The organism is Hymenobacter cellulosivorans, from assembly GCF_022919135.1.
Classification (GTDB): domain Bacteria; phylum Bacteroidota; class Bacteroidia; order Cytophagales; family Hymenobacteraceae; genus Hymenobacter; species Hymenobacter cellulosivorans.
This window is the reverse complement of sequence record NZ_CP095049.1, coordinates 2,922,301-2,940,193: the sequence shown is the minus strand read 5'-3', so window position 1 is coordinate 2,940,193 and position 17,893 is coordinate 2,922,301. Positions and strand designations below refer to the sequence as shown.

The 17,893-nt window shown below is 58.4% G+C and carries 15 protein-coding genes; 4 read left to right on the top strand and 11 right to left on the bottom strand.

Translation table 11 applies throughout. From position 1 onward, the window contains the following. Nucleotides 1-165: 165 nt before the first annotated feature. From tssD to MUN80_RS12465, 3 genes are all read right to left on the bottom strand, one after another. A complete protein-coding gene (tssD, locus tag MUN80_RS12475) occupies nucleotides 166-567 on the bottom strand; it encodes a type VI secretion system tube protein TssD (protein WP_244724571.1) in 402 nt (133 codons plus the stop codon). Between the two features lie 98 nt (nucleotides 568-665). Continuing rightward, nucleotides 666-2,042 (bottom strand): DUF5458 family protein, encoded by a 1,377-nt coding sequence (locus MUN80_RS12470; protein ID WP_244724568.1) that lies wholly within the window; start codon nucleotides 2,040-2,042, stop codon nucleotides 666-668. A gap of 48 nt (nucleotides 2,043-2,090) precedes the next feature. Further along, nucleotides 2,091-2,531: a hypothetical protein gene (locus tag MUN80_RS12465; RefSeq protein WP_244724565.1), complete on the bottom strand. Its 441-nt coding sequence runs from the start codon at nucleotides 2,529-2,531 to the stop codon at nucleotides 2,091-2,093. A gap of 373 nt (nucleotides 2,532-2,904) precedes the next feature. On the opposite strand from MUN80_RS12465, the gene MUN80_RS12460 reads away from it, so the two are divergent. Further along, complete coding sequence (locus MUN80_RS12460) at nucleotides 2,905-5,421, top strand: ATP-dependent Clp protease ATP-binding subunit (RefSeq protein WP_244724562.1); 2,517 nt, start codon at nucleotides 2,905-2,907, stop codon at nucleotides 5,419-5,421. A gap of 73 nt (nucleotides 5,422-5,494) precedes the next feature. Here MUN80_RS12460 and MUN80_RS12455 read toward each other — a convergent pair whose 3' ends face one another. The 5 genes from MUN80_RS12455 to MUN80_RS12435 form a co-directional block, all read right to left on the bottom strand. Further along, nucleotides 5,495-7,333 carry a type VI secretion system baseplate subunit TssF gene (locus MUN80_RS12455; RefSeq protein ID WP_244724560.1) on the bottom strand — a complete coding sequence of 613 codons (1,839 nt, stop codon included), beginning with the start codon at nucleotides 7,331-7,333 and terminating at the stop codon, nucleotides 5,495-5,497. Nucleotides 7,334-7,360: 27 nt separating this feature from the next. Further along, complete coding sequence (locus MUN80_RS12450; RefSeq protein ID WP_244724557.1) at nucleotides 7,361-7,786, bottom strand: GPW/gp25 family protein; 426 nt, start codon at nucleotides 7,784-7,786, stop codon at nucleotides 7,361-7,363. 47 nt (nucleotides 7,787-7,833) lie between these two features. Continuing rightward, the gene (locus tag MUN80_RS12445; RefSeq protein WP_244724554.1) at nucleotides 7,834-8,730 is read right to left on the bottom strand and encodes a hypothetical protein; all 897 of its coding nucleotides are present in this window, start codon (nucleotides 8,728-8,730) and stop codon (nucleotides 7,834-7,836) included. A gap of 33 nt (nucleotides 8,731-8,763) precedes the next feature. Beyond that, nucleotides 8,764-9,891, bottom strand: a complete 1,128-nt coding sequence (locus MUN80_RS12440; RefSeq protein ID WP_244724551.1) for a hypothetical protein — start codon at nucleotides 9,889-9,891, stop codon at nucleotides 8,764-8,766. Between the two features lie 162 nt (nucleotides 9,892-10,053). Continuing rightward, nucleotides 10,054-10,899, bottom strand: a complete 846-nt coding sequence (locus MUN80_RS12435; RefSeq protein ID WP_244724549.1) for a TssN family type VI secretion system protein — start codon at nucleotides 10,897-10,899, stop codon at nucleotides 10,054-10,056. Between the two features lie 162 nt (nucleotides 10,900-11,061). Between MUN80_RS12435 and MUN80_RS12430 the strand changes: the two genes are divergently transcribed. Further along, a complete protein-coding gene (locus tag MUN80_RS12430) occupies nucleotides 11,062-12,099 on the top strand; it encodes a type VI secretion system baseplate subunit TssG (protein ID WP_244724546.1) in 1,038 nt (345 codons plus the stop codon). Nucleotides 12,100-12,177: 78 nt separating this feature from the next. On the opposite strand, the gene MUN80_RS12425 is transcribed toward MUN80_RS12430, so the two are convergent. Then, a complete protein-coding gene (locus MUN80_RS12425; RefSeq protein ID WP_244724540.1) occupies nucleotides 12,178-12,522 on the bottom strand; it encodes a hypothetical protein in 345 nt (114 codons plus the stop codon). Nucleotides 12,523-12,936: 414 nt separating this feature from the next. Between MUN80_RS12425 and MUN80_RS12420 the strand changes: the two genes are divergently transcribed. Together MUN80_RS12420 and MUN80_RS12415 are read left to right on the top strand one after the other, a co-directional pair. Then, nucleotides 12,937-13,194 (top strand): leishmanolysin, encoded by a 258-nt coding sequence (locus tag MUN80_RS12420; RefSeq protein ID WP_244724538.1) that lies wholly within the window; start codon nucleotides 12,937-12,939, stop codon nucleotides 13,192-13,194. 154 nt (nucleotides 13,195-13,348) lie between these two features. Then, nucleotides 13,349-13,759: a hypothetical protein gene (locus tag MUN80_RS12415; RefSeq protein ID WP_244724525.1), complete on the top strand. Its 411-nt coding sequence runs from the start codon at nucleotides 13,349-13,351 to the stop codon at nucleotides 13,757-13,759. Nucleotides 13,760-13,854: 95 nt separating this feature from the next. Here the strand turns inward: MUN80_RS12415 and MUN80_RS12410 are convergent, their stop codons facing one another. Both MUN80_RS12410 and MUN80_RS12405 read right to left on the bottom strand, forming a co-directional pair. Beyond that, nucleotides 13,855-16,719, bottom strand: a complete 2,865-nt coding sequence (locus MUN80_RS12410; RefSeq protein WP_244724522.1) for an MSEP-CTERM sorting domain-containing protein — start codon at nucleotides 16,717-16,719, stop codon at nucleotides 13,855-13,857. Between the two features lie 189 nt (nucleotides 16,720-16,908). Next, a complete protein-coding gene (locus MUN80_RS12405) occupies nucleotides 16,909-17,889 on the bottom strand; it encodes an AAA family ATPase (RefSeq protein ID WP_244724520.1) in 981 nt (326 codons plus the stop codon). Nucleotides 17,890-17,893 lie beyond the last annotated feature (4 nt).

Here is a 17,893-nt window from a genome sequence, read left to right as displayed (position 1 = left end):
AACAGCTTATGAGACGCCACGCAAAAGGTGGCGCAGAACATCAACGAGGAGTATCCATTACATCCGCAACTCTGATTACTGATCAAGCCAGTGTAAGAGTTACACGTAAAAAAAGCCCCCGCGACATCTGTCACGGGGGCTTTTTGCGGAGTTAACGCGAAGCGCTTAAACCCACTTGTTATCCAACATAGCGCCGTTGGCGTTGATCTTGTTGGCCGAAATGGTCAGGCTCAAAGTCATGGAGGTGTTGGTGTCAGCACCACGAGCATCGAAATGCTCAGCGTAGCTTACGCAGTAGGCTTCTTCGAAGGAAATCTCCTTCAGTGTTGAATCCTGGTCGATACGCTTGAAGATGATCTTACCGCTCTCACGCTTGAACGGATCCAGCATCCAGCTGGTCAGCGAAGCGCTGTCGGTCGAAACAATGGTTACCTTGATGGTACCACCTTGCACTTTAGACGAAGGACGACCTTTGTCATCGATTGCCTGATCGAAGGAGTAGCTGCAGCTTACTACTTCACAGTCACCGCTGCCAGCGGCGTTGAAAAATGCACTAAATGATGCCATGATAAAATGATTAGGGGGTGAAAAATGAAGAATTAATAAAGGGCACTACAACTTTACTGATCTGCAACAGCCACTTCCACTACACAACACCTGTGGCTCTATTGCTGCTTGTACTCGGCATTCCAGTCGCGGCCCGGCGCATCCGGGTCATCGCCTTTGGTGCCATCCAGGGAAACCAGGAAGGTTTTGGCCGGGAAGTACGGCACCATGTGAATGTCGAGCAGGATGCGGTCCTTCTGATTGGGGTCCCGCTCAAATTTTTTGATGGAGAATTTTTCGATGAGCTTACCCGGGCCGGTAATACCATCCAGGAACCGCACGATCTGGCTCTGGATGTCCATGCGCACGTTGTGGTCCCAGTTTTCGAAAGCCCGCCGGTTCAGGAAGTCGATCAGCACTTTAGTCACGTGGTCGAACACGCGCACCACTGAGTAAGTCTGCAGGCCGATGTTGTCGCCGTTGAACAGGGTTTTAGCCGAGAAGGCCATTACCCGACCGTACTCGTTCACCATCGGTACGAGGCCGATTTTCTCCATGTTGGCAATCTCGCTCTTGCGGAGCGGGAAGCGCACGCCGTCTACCTCGTTGAGCGTGCCGTGTTTGCGCCCGGCCGTTACCTGCGAAGCCAGCGTACTGTAGATCCGGCCTGCCAAGGCGGAGGATGGAGGCACAAACAAGTCCTCTTCCTCCCCTACTTCCTCCAACTTGCCACGACCCACGAGCCAGTTGCAGGCCATGATGACGTTGGACTTATGGGATTCGGCACCGGTCAGGTTGGCCTCGTCGAAGAGCTCAATAACGTCGTCAGGCGAATCGTAGTGCTCGAAGTCGGTGACCATCATCACCTTGTTCTTGTGCGCTATTTTGGCCCATTTGTCGATAACCTTATTGGAACCCAAATAACCTGGAATCACCAGCAGCGAGTAATTATCGCGCAGATCGAGGCGGTCATAGTTCTGCTCCAGCTCGTCGGATACGGCGTCGATGAAGGTAGTATTATCCAGATCCTGGAGCTGTTCCTTATCGGCGTTGAGGATGGAAATGTTCTTGATTTCGTTTTGGTCAGTGTTGCGGTAAAACAACGTAACCGAACGATAAGCCTGTTCCAGGTCGTGCGTAGCTTCGATGGCCTTTTTGAGGTTATCGGTGAGCTGGTTTTTAGCTGACTCTACCTTTTCCTCACTTTTCTGCACGGCATCCGCTACCGAATCTGACTCGCTGAGCACGGAGTGCCACAGAGCCAGCCGCTTTTTAAGCTGCTGCCGGTCGGCCTTCTTGCTGTCTTCGGTCAGGAAGATCTTTTTACGGGCCTTCTTTTCCGGATTCAGGTTGGATGCCCCGTCGATGGTGGTTTCGAGCAGGTCGAAGCCGCCGAACTTAGCCAGGGCCTGAGCATTTTGTTCAAGGCGCGGAGCCAGTTCCCGTTCCCGGGCGGCTCCTGCCGTGGAGGCAATATCTTGGTTTTCGGTGGCCATATGGGTGGTTCCCTACTGAGTATAAAGCGTGAAGAAATCAGCCGTGAACTAGTCCAGCTCGTTCATCATGGCCTCGATGGCCGCCAGAAACGCCGCTTTGGTTTCGGGGTTTTCCAGGGCCGACTTCAAAATTTTGTTTGACTTGAGCTGACGCAGCAATTTTTGCAGGTTGTCGGCCTCGGTATCGAGGCTTTGCAGGAAATTACTTTGGTTGATGATACCCTGCTTGCCAAAGTCGCCCAACGTTTCAAATTGGAGTTTCTCCGGGATAACTGAGCCATCTTCCTTCTCGAACTCCACGGCCACTTCGGGCTTGAAGTGCGCGAAAACGGCTTCAGGCGTCCGCAGACCTTCTACAATTTTGGCCCGCAAAGGCGGGTCGGCCGTCAGCTTTTGTACCAGCAAAGTCCGATTCAGGGGAATATCTGAGATGGACTCCTGTGCGTTATCAAGCTTACGCTCTTGCCCGCCGATTCCGTAGTTGAACATAGAAACAGATTTGTGACTAAATGATGAAATATCAATCCGTTAGACGATTTCTATACGGCCTACCTGGTCCGAAAGGTACATTAATTCAGGAAATCCGATACTTTAACGCCACTAATTTTTCTGTAGTCGCTTCAGTACTGCCGAGTCATCGTCTAGGGTGTTGCACTTTTTCCCGGATATTTACGATTCCCAATATTGATTAGTTCGGAATTGTTGAGTTCCGGTAGTTTTCTCCCAGTGTACGAGCTGGTTAGAAGACAAATCCTACCTAGTCGGCGGCTCGGAAGGGGTCCATTGCGTATGCGGGTTACGGCCCAGGTTCCTTCCTTGGCTTACCTACCTTTCAGCCATTCATCTACCCTATATTTTTTCTGTGTCCTACTCCGACGAACTAAAACGAACCCTGCATATCGCGCAGGCCGTGGCCCACGAATACCGCCACGAGTATTACGCCGCCCCCCACGTGCTGACGGCTCTGCTGCACAATGAAATCGGGCTGGCTTCCTGGCTGGCCATCGAGCTGGACAAGGACATCCACTACCTGCGCGAATGGGCCGAGGTGCGCTTGGAAGGCTTGCCCAAGTCGACGCGGCCGCCGGAAATGCCCGGTCAGGATGCTCAGCTCAAGCCCGTCCTGGAAGTAGCCGACCTGGTAGCGCTGCAGCTAGCCAAAGACCAAACCGACCCGCTAAGCCTACTGGCAGCTCTGCTACGGCCGGGTCTGGCTTTCACTGAGGAGCAACTCAAATCCTTGCCCCTGACGCAGCGGGAGGTGATGAGCGCCGCTGAGCCCGAAGCCTTACAGCCGTTGGCCGTAGGAGCCGACGGGCAGACCAGTGCCCCCCTCTCCGACCGCGCCGCGCCGGGCGCCAAGGCAGGCGCTCTGGCTACCTATTGCGTAAATAAGACCGAGGAAGCTGCCGCCGGCAAGCTCGACCCCATTGTAGGGCGCGACCGGGAAACCCGGCAGATGGCCGAAATTCTGGGTCGCCGCACCAAGCCCAACGTGCTGCTCGTCGGGGAGCCGGGCGTGGGCAAATCGGCGCTGGTCGAGGGTTTTGCTCAGCAGATCGTGCAGCAGAAAGTGCCAACCCACTTGCAGCAAGTAGTGCTGTTTGAGCTGGATTTGGGCACGTTGGTGGCCGGTGCCTCGTACAAGGGCGAGGTAGAGGACCGGATTAAGAGCGTGCTGACTGAAATCAAGCAGTACACCCGCGCCATTCTGTTTATCGACGAGATTCACGTGCTGCTCGACCCCAAAGGCTCGGCCGGGGCGGGGATTGCCCAGCTCCTGAAGCCGGAGCTGGCCCGCGGGGAAATCACCGTCATTGGGGCCACGACCAACGACGAGTACCGTCAGTACATTGAGGCCGACGAAGCCTTCAACCGCCGCTTCGACGTGCTGCGGGTGGAAGAGCCCAGCGTGGTAGTGGCCGAGCGGATGCTGGAAAGCGTGTTGCCCCACTACGCCGCCCACCACGGCCTGACCATCGGCGAAGGCACCGTGAGTGAGGCCGTGCGCCTGGCCAAGCGCTACATCAAGGACCGGCAGCTCCCCGACTCGGCCATTGACCTCGTGGACCGGACTATGGCCGCCATCCGCATGCTCGACAGCCACGCCGAGGCCGAGTTGCAGCAGCTGCAGCAAGAGTTTGAAGCCTTGGCTGCCCGAGGTTCGGAGCTGGAAGAAGCCGAGTACATGAAGGAGCTGCGGTGGTTTCTGTACCAGGTCCAGAACCAGGTGAGCCACTTGTGGCTAAACCAGCTCGACCAGGAGCAGCAGCCCGATACGCTCGAAACCTCGGAGCCGCTGGAGGCCTACATCCGGGACTTGCTGGCGGCAGTAATCACCTTATCGGCTACTAAGAAGGACAGCGTGGAACGCGCCGACGTGGCGGCCGTGGTAGCAGGCAAAACCGGCATTCCGCTGGGCAAGCTGCAAAGCAACGAGCGGGACAAACTGCTCAACATGGACCAAACCCTGCAACAGCGGGTAGTAGGGCAAAACCATGCGGTAAAAGCGTTGTGCGAGGCCATTCTGGAGTCGCGCTCCGGCCTGATTAAGGCCGGACAGCCGATTGGCTCGTTTTTCCTGCTGGGCCCTACCGGCACAGGCAAAACGGAACTGGCCAAGTCCCTGGCCGACTTCCTCTTCAACGACGAGTCTTTCCTAATTCGCTTCGATATGTCGGAGTTTAAGGAAGAGCACTCGGCTGCCCTGCTCTATGGGGCGCCTCCCGGCTACGTAGGCTACGAAGAAGGCGGTATGCTGGTAAATAAGATTCGGGAGAAGCCCTACTCAGTGGTACTGTTTGACGAAATCGAAAAGGCCCACAGCTCGGTATTCGACATCTTTTTGCAGATTCTGGACGAAGGCCGGCTGCACGACCGATTGGGCCGGGAAGGCGACTTTTCCAACGCCGTTATCTTGTTCACCTCCAACATCGGCAGTGAGCAGATTATCAAGTCGTTTGGGGAAGGTAAGATTCCGGCCACCAATACGCTGATGGAAACCATGAGTCGGCATTTCCGGCCCGAGTTTCTGGCCCGCCTCACTGAGATTGTGCCCTTCGCCCCGATTTCGGAGGAAAACGTGGTGCAAATCTTCGACATTCACCTGCGGCCCTTGCAGGAGCAATTGCGCCGGCAGGGCATTACATTGGAGCTTTCCGACGAGGCCCGCACTCACCTGGCGCTGTCGGGCTTCACGCCACGCTACGGAGCTCGGCCCATCAAGGGCGTAATCCGCCAGCAGCTGCGCCGGCCCATTTCGCGGATGATTATTTCCGGCGAGGTTGGCAAAGGCTCGGTCATTGCGCTCAGCAAAGCGCCCGAAGCCGAAGAGCTGACCTGGGAAACCACGGCCGCCACTCCAGTGGAGCAAGTGTAGCGTCACGTGTTTAAAGCAAAACCAGAAGGGCCAGCGTACTGCTGGCCCTTCTGGTTTTAATAAGGAGCCTCCCCTACTGGGTTTTTACCAGAACCTCGTAGGGCAGGTTCATCGCCGATTGGCTGGCCAGGGTAATCTGCAGGTCTTCGGCCGTTTGCTGCCATTCGGGACCCGACAGGCGACTAGCGGCAGCCGGCGTGAGCGTCACGCGGATGCAGCGCACGAAGCCGGCGCCAGGCGTGGTGCCATTGCGGAAGCCTTTCTCCACCTGTACCTGTGCTAATTGACTGCCCAGCTCGGCCCAGCAGGCCGCTTTGATGTCTTCCAGGGTCACGATACGGTTACGGCTCAGCAGGTTTTTGCGCAGAGCATGGACCCGCTCCTCGGGCCGGGGCCGCTCCTGCCCGCCTACGGTGGTGGTCAGCAGCTGCACCTCATCCAGGTACTGCCCATCATAAACCTGCAGGCGGCTGCCGGGTGCCAGGCGGTTGGCCGCTGCCCCGTCGCTCGACCAATATTCTAAATATACGCTGTCGTTTATATCCTGGGGACGCAACAGCACGTAAGGGGCAGTGTTTTGAGCAGCAGCGTCGCGGCCGAGCCGTTCTTCCAGACGGGCCAGGTTCTGATTCAGCTCCCGCAAAGTAGAGGAAATAAAATCGGTGCCGGTGGCGGTGAAGGCCCGGCTTTCGTCGCGCAGCAGTTCCAGCAGCTGCATCAGGGCCTGCTTGCCGGTCCGGGCATCGAAGCGGCCCACGCCATGCGTACGAAGCGTATACGTGTCGGTCTGAGCATCTTGCAGACCCGTCAGGGACGTGGAGCGGTACACCACATTGTTGAGGCTGTACACCTCGCGCATGGCCAGAAACGGCTCCTCCGAATCGAGCGGAAAGATATTGAGGGCCTGCTGCAGCCGAAACAGGCGCTTATGCAGGCGGCGGTTCAGCACCGGAAAGCAGTTGGTGGCGCAGAGCAGGTTGGTCAGGGCCTCAGGCGGCAGGGCGTGTGAAAAGCGCACTTCTAGCCACACCAGGGGCTGGGTGAGCTGAGCTAGGGCAGCGGCCGGCAGCTGCGCAGCCAAAGCCGCCGGATATGGTCGTGGTACGTAAGCCTTCAAATCGGCTGCCGCTCCCCCGCCTACCCGCACGAAATGCGGGGCATATACAGCCCGCACGTGCTGCTCCACGCGCTGCAGAAAATCGTATTCCTGGTGCAGGAAGGTTTCGGCAGGCCCATCCTCGCGCAAACCGGGCTCCACAGTCAGCACGGTTTCATCGAGGCGCCACGAATCGCCGGGCAAAAAGGAGGTAAATGTGGGCCGCTGGGGCTCGTTAGCCCAGTCCAGGTAAAAGCTCAGGTGGGCCAGCGACGTTACTTCCGGGGCCAGCTCTAGGCCAATCCACAGGCGGCGATGCTCGGTGGGTATCGCCGTGGGAGCCTGGGCCACTACCCGCTTCTGCAAGCTCGATTCCAGCTGCCAGAGCGTTGTATCGGTAGCCAGGTAGCGGACCCGGCCGTGAGTCAGGCTCGTGGTCTGGAGCGGGGAAAAAAACACTGGGCGCGTAGTCACCTGACGGCCGGCCGCCGGGCGCTGGTACACAAACTGCGCATCGGCCGGCAGGATGGCCTGGGTTTCGCGGGGCAGAGCCTGGGCTACGGCGTGAGCTGGGCGCGGGGCATCCACCACGTCGGGGTTGAGCAGGCTGGCCAGCCGATCTACGAGGCGGTGCTGGGTGCCGTGAATTTCCTGGCCAATCTTTTCCAGCTCCACAGCGCAGGCTTCCATGAGCATCTGCACCAGCGGGTCAAAGCCTTCCATTTCGGCCTCACTATAACCCCAAAGCTCGGCGGCTTTGTGCGTGAGCCGGGTTTTGATGGCGGCTTTGGTAAAATCGTCGGAGGAAGGCGTCATGCGGGCACTGGAATGAATAACAAACAATTAGCTAACGGATAGCGGCGCCACAAACAGGCTGGCGCGGAAGGCAAACGGCTCGTTGGTGCGGTGCAGGACGGCTTTTATCGTCACCTCCAGCCGCTTCCGAATCCGCTGGCTTACGCCTTTCATCTCGAAGTCGTCGACGCCAACTTGCACCTTGACCTGCTCCAGCCGGGGCTCGTGGCTGCGTACGGTTTCTTCCACGGAGCGCTGCACGGCATCTTTCCAGCGCATGTTGGTCATGGCCTCAAAGTCCTGCTCCCATACCAGGCAGCCGAAAGTTGGATCGAAGCGCGACTCGCCGAAATACGTGGTCAGCATCAGGTACAGATGCTGGGCAATGGACTCCTCCTCTGAGCAGCGCGGCAAGGCGCGGCGCTGCAGCAGGGTTTCAAAGTCGAGGGGAAGCCGGTAGTACTCGTTGCTCATGGCGGGCCGGAAATGGCCGTCCGCCCCACGGCCAGGGCGGCGGCAGCTTAGTTAAATATGCCTTTTTTCAGCTCCTGGTCAATTACTTCCACCATTTTCTCCACGGTTTCCTTCATATCGTTGGAGCTGGGGTTCTGCAGAATGGTCAGGTAAGACTTGCGGGCCTGCTCCAGCATTTCGCGGCGGCGCTTCCCTCCCACAGCGGCGGCCCGCAGGCGCAGGCAGTCGGCATTGGCAAACGTGACCTTGTCTTCGAGCAGGCTGACCTGTTGCTGGGCATCGAGCAGGTTGCGCTGCAGCTCGGCAGCCCGCAGGCCCCCTCCGCCGCCGCCACCACTGCTACCGCCGCCACCGCCACCGCCGCCACCAGAGGGCATGGGAGCCGGCCGGTTGGCCGCCGCTGCCTGGTAAGTAGCCAGCAACTGCTTGGTTTGGGCCAGCTCGGCGGCCAGCTGCTCCTTACCCGACACGTCGATGCCCCGCTTATCAAGGGACTGGCGCAAAAAGTCGATGGTGCTGCGGTTGTTGCGGAACAGGTCGAAGTCGCGCAGCACGTTCTGGGCAATGCGCTTGTTGGCCACCGTTTGCATCTTGGCTGAGTCGCGCCGGAGCTCGTTCAACGAAAGGGCAATAGAGTTCAGGTAGTCCTGGGCGCGCTTGTTGAGCTCTCCCACGACCAGGTCGTTGCTTTCGGAACGCAGCTGCCGGTCGGTGAAGTCAATGCGCTGCAGGTGCTTGGTGAGCGTATCCATCTGGGTCAGCAGGCGGCGCTGCTCATCCTTGGTTTGGTTTAACTCCTGCTTCAGGCGGGCATTTTCAGCGGCTACGGTACCATCCGAAAACAGGAAATAGGCAGCGCCAACGGGAATAATCAAGGCCAGCAGATACAGCAGGGTGAATTTCCACAGGCGGGTGGTGCGTTCAGCTTGGTTGAGGGGTTTCATGAAAGAACGAGGAAGGTCGGGAAAGGAACGGGGCTAGAACGGGTTCCAGCGGGTAGCAGGCTTTTCGGGTGCCGTGGAAGCTGCCACCGGGTTTTCGTTGATGAAGGTTTTCCAGCCTTCCTTGTTTTTGCCAATGTACTCGAGCTGGCTGAGCTGGCGGAAAATGGTGGCCACCAGCTGCCACAGCGCGTAGTGCTCCTGCAGGCTAGCGTGTACGCTGAGCGGGTCGTAGGTGGCGGTAGTGGCTTCCTGCAGCGAATTGAGCAACGTCGCCGGCAGAATCTCAGACCACTGCTCAAAGTACTTGAGCAGTTCTTCGCGCTCGGCTTCGGTAAGACAGTACAGGCTGGTTTTGAACTGCTTGGCCAGCCGCATCAGGGTACCTAGCAGTTCCACGGGGGGCTGCTGGGCCGCGGTGAAGTGCAGTCCCGTCAGCTCCTGGGCCAGAGCCGTTACAAGCCGCTCGGCCACCAGGTGCACCAGCTCACTGAGGTTGTTCTTTTTGTCGGGCCGCATCCGCACCTTGTGAATCACGCGGAAGGCCTCCGTCTCGATTTCCTGCAGCAGGTGCTCGGTTTGGTGCAGCCACTTAAGCAGGGCCGGATGGCTGAGCACGGCCATGCTGGGTGGAATAAACTGAGCCACGGGCCGCAACGCGCCTTCCTGGTACACCAGCTCGCCTACCACCAGGTGAAAGGAGCTGACCTGGGTAGAATTAAGTTGCAAAGCCGGCACCACGCTCAACTGGTACTCGGGTGTGGTATACGGGTGGCGGGGTGGAATTTCCTCGGGAGCTGGCGCGCCCATCGGAATCCGCACATACGGATTCACCGAAACGACCACGTGGAAGCGGAGCTGCTCGGTGGCCGTCAGGTTAAACTCGCTCAGCAGCTGAGCCAGGCTCGCGCGGTACGTCAGCGGCTCAGTACCCGTCAGCTCGATGCGCGCCCCGCCGGCCGTAACGGCCCGGCAGTTTGTGAGCCGAGCCGTAATGGCCTGCTGATGGTCGACGCTGAGCAGCAGCTCAAAGGAGGACAGGCCTTGCGGATCGGCCGGCAACAGGCCGTAGCGGTGGGCACTCAGGCTCAGCGCCGTAGCATCGCGCAGGTGCTCGGTAGTGAATTGCTCAAGCTCAGTGAAATGCCGACGGGAAATTTTCATTCCGTCGACCCAGTTTACCGGGTAATGCTTGATTTCGGGTAGCATAAGTAAGCCGCGAGAAAAGAAAGGAGAATACAGAAATAGCTATTGCCAGATACTAGGCCGGTGCAAATTAGGCAAGCGCCAGCATATTACACGGCGCCACGCCCTTGCACTGGCCGCTTAGCTCTGCACCGCGATGCGCTTGGCGACAATAATATTACCCTGTTTAATGAAATTATCCCGGAATGTGTAATCCGGATCAAAGTAGCGGCGCGGCTTCCACCAAGGTTGCTTGGCGTAGAAAATCCAGCCGTAGGAGCGCCCGTCCTGATCCAGATACTGAATGGCTTGTTCAGGCTTGATGAGGTTATAGTCGGTCAGAAAGATGTGAAACAGGTCGCTGAAGCGCATTTCGTAGGGAGCCTTCGACGAGAAATCGTGAAACAGGGACTCCCCGTAGCGCCGCGACATCCAGAAGTGAATCACCATGAAGTTGCTCAGGTCCATGCGCGAGAGGTCGGGCCCCGTGTTGCTGGGATTGTAGTACCAGAGCTTGTACTGCTTTACCGGGACCTCGCGCCAGGCATCGTAGGAGGCCAGAAAAAAATAGGGCACCGCCACCGGAATCGAGGCTGTGACGAAGGCTAAAGACGAGGTGGCGGGCGCAAACCAGGGCACCCAGCTCGTGAGGGCCAGCCCCAGGCCGGCGGCCAGCCAGGTAAGCACCGTCAGCAGCGGGCCGTGCCAGGAGGTTTTAGGGTCGTACCAGGGCAGCCACCGCGGCATGGCCTTTACATGGGCAATGCCCAGCAGCAAGGCTGCTAGCTGCACTAGGAAAAAAGTAAGTTTGTAGGACCAGGGACTGTAGGCGGCCCCGAGGCCGACCACCGCAAAGATGGCCACAACCGTAAGCAGGTACAGAAACGTACTGATGATGGTCGGGTTGCGCTGCACGCTGGAGCGGGCATTCGACAAGGCCGTGTTGACGCTGCTACGCGCCTGGGCCTGGGGATTGGGAGTAAGCATATATCTGCAATATTTGCCAAACTACGGACTCGCGCCGGCCCAAGTTCGACAAGAAGTAATAGGTTGGGCACTCGTTCGGAGAAGGTAGCTAGCCGGCGCAAACCGCTCTGTTTATACCAACCCGAGCTATAATCGGGTGTAAGTTGTCAGAAAAAATATACTATGCCAAAATCCAGTCCTGAACTGCCTTATCCCGGGGTGCGGCCCGCAGCAGCAGCCACCAAGCCGGTATCGACTCTGCATCAGCTCTTTGCCCAGCTTCGGCGCCGTCCTATCGACCTGCGGCTGGAAGTAGTGCTAGCCGATTTGTTGGCCCACGGCTACGAGTTCGATGATTTTATTATTCGTCCGGTCAGCCTGTTTGCCCGCCGCTACCGCCGCGACCTGGGTACGACTACCGAAGAGCAGACCGACCGCTGGAGTTCGCCCAAAACTACGGTCGACGTGCACCGGGAAGGGCTGTACGACGCCCTGCCCCAGGAGCTGTTTCATCACCCCACCGACCCCACGCCCCGCCCTGGCGTGCAGCCTATGGTGGAAGAAATTCAGATCCAGCGCCGCAAGGAAAAGGCAGCCCGCCGCTTCTTTTTGCCGCTAGAGCAAGAATTTTACCGGTTTCGGGTGCTGCTGGAGCAGGAAGAGCGGCGCTACATGACCAACTTGTCGGCGCAGTGGTACAACGAGGTGCTGGCCCGCTTCTGGAATCTAGAAGGCCAGTTGCCAGCCCGGCAGGTCACGACGCTGCTTTACCTGCTGCCTTTGGCTCACCGCATCACCGGCGACCTGGAACTGACCCGGCGCTGTTTCGAGAGCGTGCTGGAAACACCCGTTGTGCTGCGCACCGTGGCCCCGCTGAGCTTTGCGACACCAGCCACGCTCACCTCAAGTCCTGGGGCGGGGGGCGGCGGACTAAATCTGGGCAATCTGGAGTTGGGCCGACAGTTTGTGCTGGGTGGAATGTATCAGGAAACCCTGCCCGCGCTGGAAATCAGCCTGCCCGAACTAACGACAGCCGCCCTGGAGAGCTTTCTATCGGACAGCTGGCAGTCCCGGGCCCTGAAGATGCTCTGCGCGTACTTTATTGCCTTCGAAACCGATGTGGTGCTGCGCTACGAGGTGGCTCAGGAAGCGCCGGCCTTTGTACTGACCGATGCCGACGGTGAGGCCCCGGTGCTGGGCTACACCACAGCTGGCCTTTAAGATCCATATCCCTGAAAAGACGAAAGCGGCCCGGTAGTTTACCGGGCCGCTTTCATTACCACACATTAGAAGCAGGTTTTATAAGGCCAAGGCCAGCCATTCCTCGTCGGTCAGGCCGTAATCGGCGGGGTTGGCGCGCAAGAGCTGGTGCCGGTCGAGCAGCTCGGCTACCGGCCGGGGCACGACCAAGTAGTTGCGGGCAATGTTTTCCAGGGCTTGGCGGCCGCGCCGAATCCAGAAGGTGCCGCGGCTAGGGTGCACTTGCACCGTAGGGTCTACGACCAGAGCGGCTTGCATCCATTCATCGGCGGGTGCAACAGCCGTATGATGACTGCCGCCCAACTCCTGGCGCAAAAACTGAACAAAGCGGTTTTGCAGGGCCGCCGGCAGCGAAGAGAACAAGCAAGGTGCGGTGGTATTCATAACGGAGCAGACAATACAAAAGGCAGGATACTACCCGATACGTAGGCGGACGCTTTGGGATACGGAAAAATAACGACTATCTACATAGAAAGTCAATAATATTCATTGGATTAGCGAAGATAACCTTCAGCCAAACAGTCCTTAGCACGGTCCAGAGCAACGCAGCCATTGCCAAAAAAGCTGGCTGCATTCCATAACTAACACTCGTTAGCACAAACAGAGCCATATAACTAATATCATTAGCACTTCTATAGAAAAGGCAGACAGAATAGTTCCAGACAATCAAAATTTTCTTTTTAAACTTTTATCTTTAATATCGTTTTAATCCTAGCCCAGTGACACTATTTGGATAAATTTCCTTCTTTTTTTCTACCTAATATTTTTAGCTTAAAAATAATATTCGTATTTTTGGATATGCGCAGAACGAAGAAGACCAGCCTTCCTTTTCCTCTCCCCGTGCAGCAGTATGCCCGCTGCATTGATGCCAGTTGCCGGCCCACCGACCATATCGGGGACTGGCCAGAAACCGGCACCGTGTACCCAGTGCAGTACCGTCCGAATGCCCGTACGGGCAAGCTGCAAGTACACGTCCTGGGTTTTTACGCCGAGCGGCCGTACGGGGCTTTCAACAGTCAGCGGTTTGAGCCCGTAGCTCAGCTGTGGCTCAACTAATTCTTAGCTTATTCTTGCTGAATCAGCCACCCAATTGGGTGGCTTTTTTATTGCCCTACTCCTAGCCTTCGGATGTTGAAGACGTTACCAGGGTTTGGCGTGGCTGATCTGTGACGCGGTCTGCTATTTTTGCGGGCCCCTTTTTCCGTTTCCCATGAGCCAGCCTTCCGACCAGCTTTATACCATCCCGGCACCGTACCGCCGTATGGAAAACATGCACATCCTGTTCTGGCTGCTTAAGGACATCGGCTGGTGTATGATCTGGAAGCCCCTGGGCCTTACCATGATTTTCCCGACTCTCTTAATTGCCGTGCTGATCACCTGGCGCACCCGCGACATTAAGGCCGAACTGGCCCACAACCTGGCCATCGTTTTCTGGATTTCGGCCAACTCCTACTGGATGATCAGCGAGTTTTTCGGCTTCGATACCGTGCGCGTTTGGGGCAGCCTGACCGGCAAGCACATGGCCCTTGCCCCCTTCCTGACCGGCCTGCTGATTCTGCTGTATTACTACCTTGTGCAAAAGCCCCGGGAAACCCGTGCTGCCGTTACGACGGCAAGCTAACCTGGCAGGAAACGTATAAACTCAACGGGCCCGGTTGGCTACTCATTCGCAAGAAATGAATTAGCCAATCAGGCCTGTTGGGTGTAGTAGGCAGCCTAGCTTATCTGCATGGTGCGCCGCAGCTGCCAGAAAGCCAGTAGCAGGCCCGCAGCCAGCAGCACCCACACTTCCTCGTCGATGGGCACGTTGGTGGTCGTGTCGGCGGGACTTTCATCGAGGTCGAGGGCGGCGTTGGCGTTTATTACCTGCTCTTGCTTGCGGGCCAGGGCCGCTTTCTGGGCGGCATTTTCTAGCGCCAGGTAGGCCGTAAAGCTGGTCATGATGCCAGTGCGGAAACTGGCGCGCAGAAACGGGACACGCTGCTCGTTAGTAGCTTCGGGGTGAAACGCCTGCCACTGCTGGTAGCCGTGCAACAGCAGGCCGGTTTGCCACCGGCTACCGGCCGCCCCGGGCGCCGGAACGCTCACCCGGGCCCGGTTCAGCACAATGTCGGCCGCAGCATTGTCGGGTAGGTAGGCCTGGGGCCGGGCGGCGGTAGGCCAGGCGCGCACCAACCGGGGTCCCGCCGGCATGGTCTCAGCAGCCCGTACCACATGCATATTCTGCCGCAGGGAATGGGGCTCCAGGCTGCCATCAGCGGCCAGTACGAAAAACTGGTCACTCTCCGGATAAGCACTGCTCAGCTCGGCCAGGCCCGGACCCAGGATGGCCTTGTTGAGGTTGTCGGTCACCACCACGATTATTGGATAGGTGTTGCTGGGGTGCTGCTGGGTGTCAAACAACAGTTGGCGCAGGGCTCCGTCCAGGTAAAACCCACCTTGGCTTTCGTGTTGGGCTACGGCATTCTGCCACTGCGCTGATTCCCGAACAGGTGTAGCATAGGCATCAACTAGTGTGAAGCGTGCCGGCCCGGTCCCACCTTGTTGCGCCCGTAGGCTCGCAACCCGGCGGGCGTAGGCAGCTTTCTGGTTGCCAGCCGCAGCCGATACGTCCAGCAGAAAATGATAGTAGGGCGTGCGGCGCACCAGGGGAAGGCGCTGCTTGGCGGCCGCACTTATATACGCTACCGTCTTGTCGGGCGTCAGCACGGTGGCCGTCAGGGGCCGGGCCGTGGAGTCGCCGAGCGTAATGCGGCGGCCATCCACGGTCAGCACGACGGGCTCCTTATGCAGTAGCTGCAGGCCCGTCGTGCGGGCCGCCTGGCGCACCACCGGGTACACGCGCAGGTTGAGACGGCCCTGGTCGTCGTAGGCCAGCAGGCCGGGGTCCTTTACCTGGGTTTCGTTTACAATCTGGGCATACACCCAGGCCGCGGCTTTTTTCTCGGACAGGATGCCCGGCTCCCGTCGCCCGTTCATGTCGAGGTAATAGCCACTCACGAAGCACCCCACCGGCAGCGTGAGCGTGGTAGCGTATTCCCCGGCCGTTTCGGTAGAGTCAGTATTATTGACTTGCAGATCGAGCCAGCTCACCCAGGCCTGCTGTGCGGCGTCGTAGTGGGTACGGGCGGTAAGGCCACTCAGGACCGGGCGAGTAGTACGGGCCGTAAAACCAGGATTTCTAAATTCTTCCGCAGCTTCGGGCTCGGTACCCAAAAAAAGCTGCTCCAGAGAAGCAATTTTATCATCCGACAGCGTCAGATTATCCAGCACCAGCCAATTGAAAAGCGTGGAAAGGTAAGGCACTTGCCGGCCCATGGAAAAGCCGAAGGGCCGCTCTTTATGGTCTTTGATGATGTTCAGCGTGTTGGCCAGCGCCGCGGCATCGAGGTCGTAACGGCGGCTGTAATCGGGCGTGTAGCGGTACGCCAGGGCTTGGTGTAGCATCCAGCGGTTGTGCAGGTAGCTGCCCGTAATAATGAGCGGCAAGGTCAGGGCCCCGGCAACCAGACAGGCGCGGAGCCAGCTTCGGGAGAAAAAGCGTTGCAGGTAGTCCAGGTCCGTGCTCAGCTCCCGCACGTGCACCACCAGCAGAACCAGGGGCGTAAGCATCAGAAACCCCAGCCCAATGAGCAGGATAGCCAGAATGGACAGCGGCAGGTACGGCAGGAAAACGACGAAAAAATAGAATGTATAGCTCAGCAGCACGCTCCGCCCCAAAAATACCGCCAGCCGGGTCCAGCGCCCGGACTGGTCGGGCATGCAGAGCAGCACGCCGTTGAGCACGGCCAGAATGTAAAACCAGGGGCTGTTGAAATTGCCAAAAACGCCTTCCTCGTGGCTGCGGGAACTGCTCAGCCCACCCCAGAAAAGGCCGTTGTTGACCAGCAAGCCCATGAGCGGCAGCAGCAGGCTCACCAGCAATTTCCAGACGAAGTGAAACTCGGCATCCTCGGCCCGCCGCAGCCCCATGATGTACACCCCGCGGACCAGGAAAAACAGGAAGCCCACGACGCCTGAAACCAGGATAAGCGGAAAAACCGTCTCCCAAAGCCAGGCAGAGGACTGGCCTTGCAAAGCCGAAAAAGGCACCAGCAGCAAAATATACCAGGCCAACGGCCCCACGAAGGCCAATAGAAAATTGATGGCCACCGTCGGTGGCGGGTCAGTGGGCGTCAGGCGCACGACCAACGCAAACACCGCGTACGCCAGCGTGGGCATCAGGAAAGTGCCCACGTAGAGCAGCAGGTCGGTGGGCACCATCCAGCGCGGCACGTCCCTGGGCAAAATCTGGGTATCCAGGTTCAGATAGAACATGATAAAGGCCGAATGGGCGGCCAGGGCCAGCACACAGTAGGCCACTCCCACCGGCTGGCTGCGCTGTATCTGCACCAGCGCGTAGCCCAGCGTACTTAGACCCAGCCCTGCCAGCACCAGCCCAAACCATCCCCACAGGGCCACACTCGGGGCCGGCAGTAAGGAGTGTACCACCGTAAATTCGGCGTAGCATAAGGCGGCCAGCAACACTAGCGGCAAAGTATTGAGCAGCAGGAGCCACTTCGGATTCAGCAGGTTGCGCATATAGAGTAAGCGGATACGGTCGTTGTAAAACTCGACGGCTCAAACGTACACCAAAGAACTTTGAAATACAAAGTATATATTCCAAGCCCGGTGCTTAAAGCCGCTTGGACTATCGTTGAAGAAGTTGCCGGCTGCCCGCAGGGTGGTAGGCGTTGCACGAAAAGCCTAGCGGGGGCTTCCCTAGCAGCTTTACTGGGCCAACAAGTGCTCCACCGCCCGCACGGCCTGGGCAAAACGCTGCTCCCAGCTCCCGCCTAGCTCCCACACGGGCACTTGATGGGCACGCAGCGTTTGTCGGTGCGACTGGTCAAGGCGGTGCTGGGCGGGAGCTGGCAGACGGGTGCCATCCTGTACAAACGGCACGTCGGCGGCCAGATACAGGTACAGGTCGGCATGCTGGGTAGCGTAGACGGCAGGAGGCACGGGCAGCTCCCGGCCCCAGGACAGGCGGGCGTACGACTGGGTGATATGCACGTCAGTATCGATGACGACTAAAGCATTTGGTCCTCGCTCGGCCTGGGCAATGCGGCGGGTGTGCTCGGCAATAACCTGCTGTAAATCGTCCGGGGTGAAGTAATTGGAGTCGGCAATAAGGTCACGGGCGGCTTCCAAAACCAGGGAGGCCCCGAAGTGAGCGGCCAGTTGGATAGCCAGCGTGGTTTTGCCCGTCGACTCAGCCCCCAGGACCACTACTTTGCGGCAATAATATGGCCTGACGCTAACAGGCAGAAAATCCCAGTACTGCTGCCGGTCGGCCCGAATTAGGGAAGCCGATATGGGCACCTGCTGCCGGTCCACGTCGAAGGCCACGTGCCGAATGCCCATGCGGGTAGCCACCAGTTCGCCATAGGGCTCCGAGGTAACCACCACCGTGCATTCGGGCAACAGCTGCCGAAACAGGTCGGCCCACACGGTAGCTACGGGCAGTGACGTTTCGGACGTATTGGGCAGCTCACTTTCCCGATACTCTAGCAGCTGCACCGTCACGCGGGGCTCGGCAGCCAAGGTTTCCTGAATCCAACGCTGCCGAAGCGGGCCGGGTACGGTTTCCAGGTCACTGGCGCAGACCAGCACCGTCAGCTGGTCGCAGTGCCGGAGCGCGAAGCGGATGAGTTGCTCGTGCCCGCGGTGGAAAGGCAGGAACTTACCGAAAACAAAGGCCTTGGTCATGCGC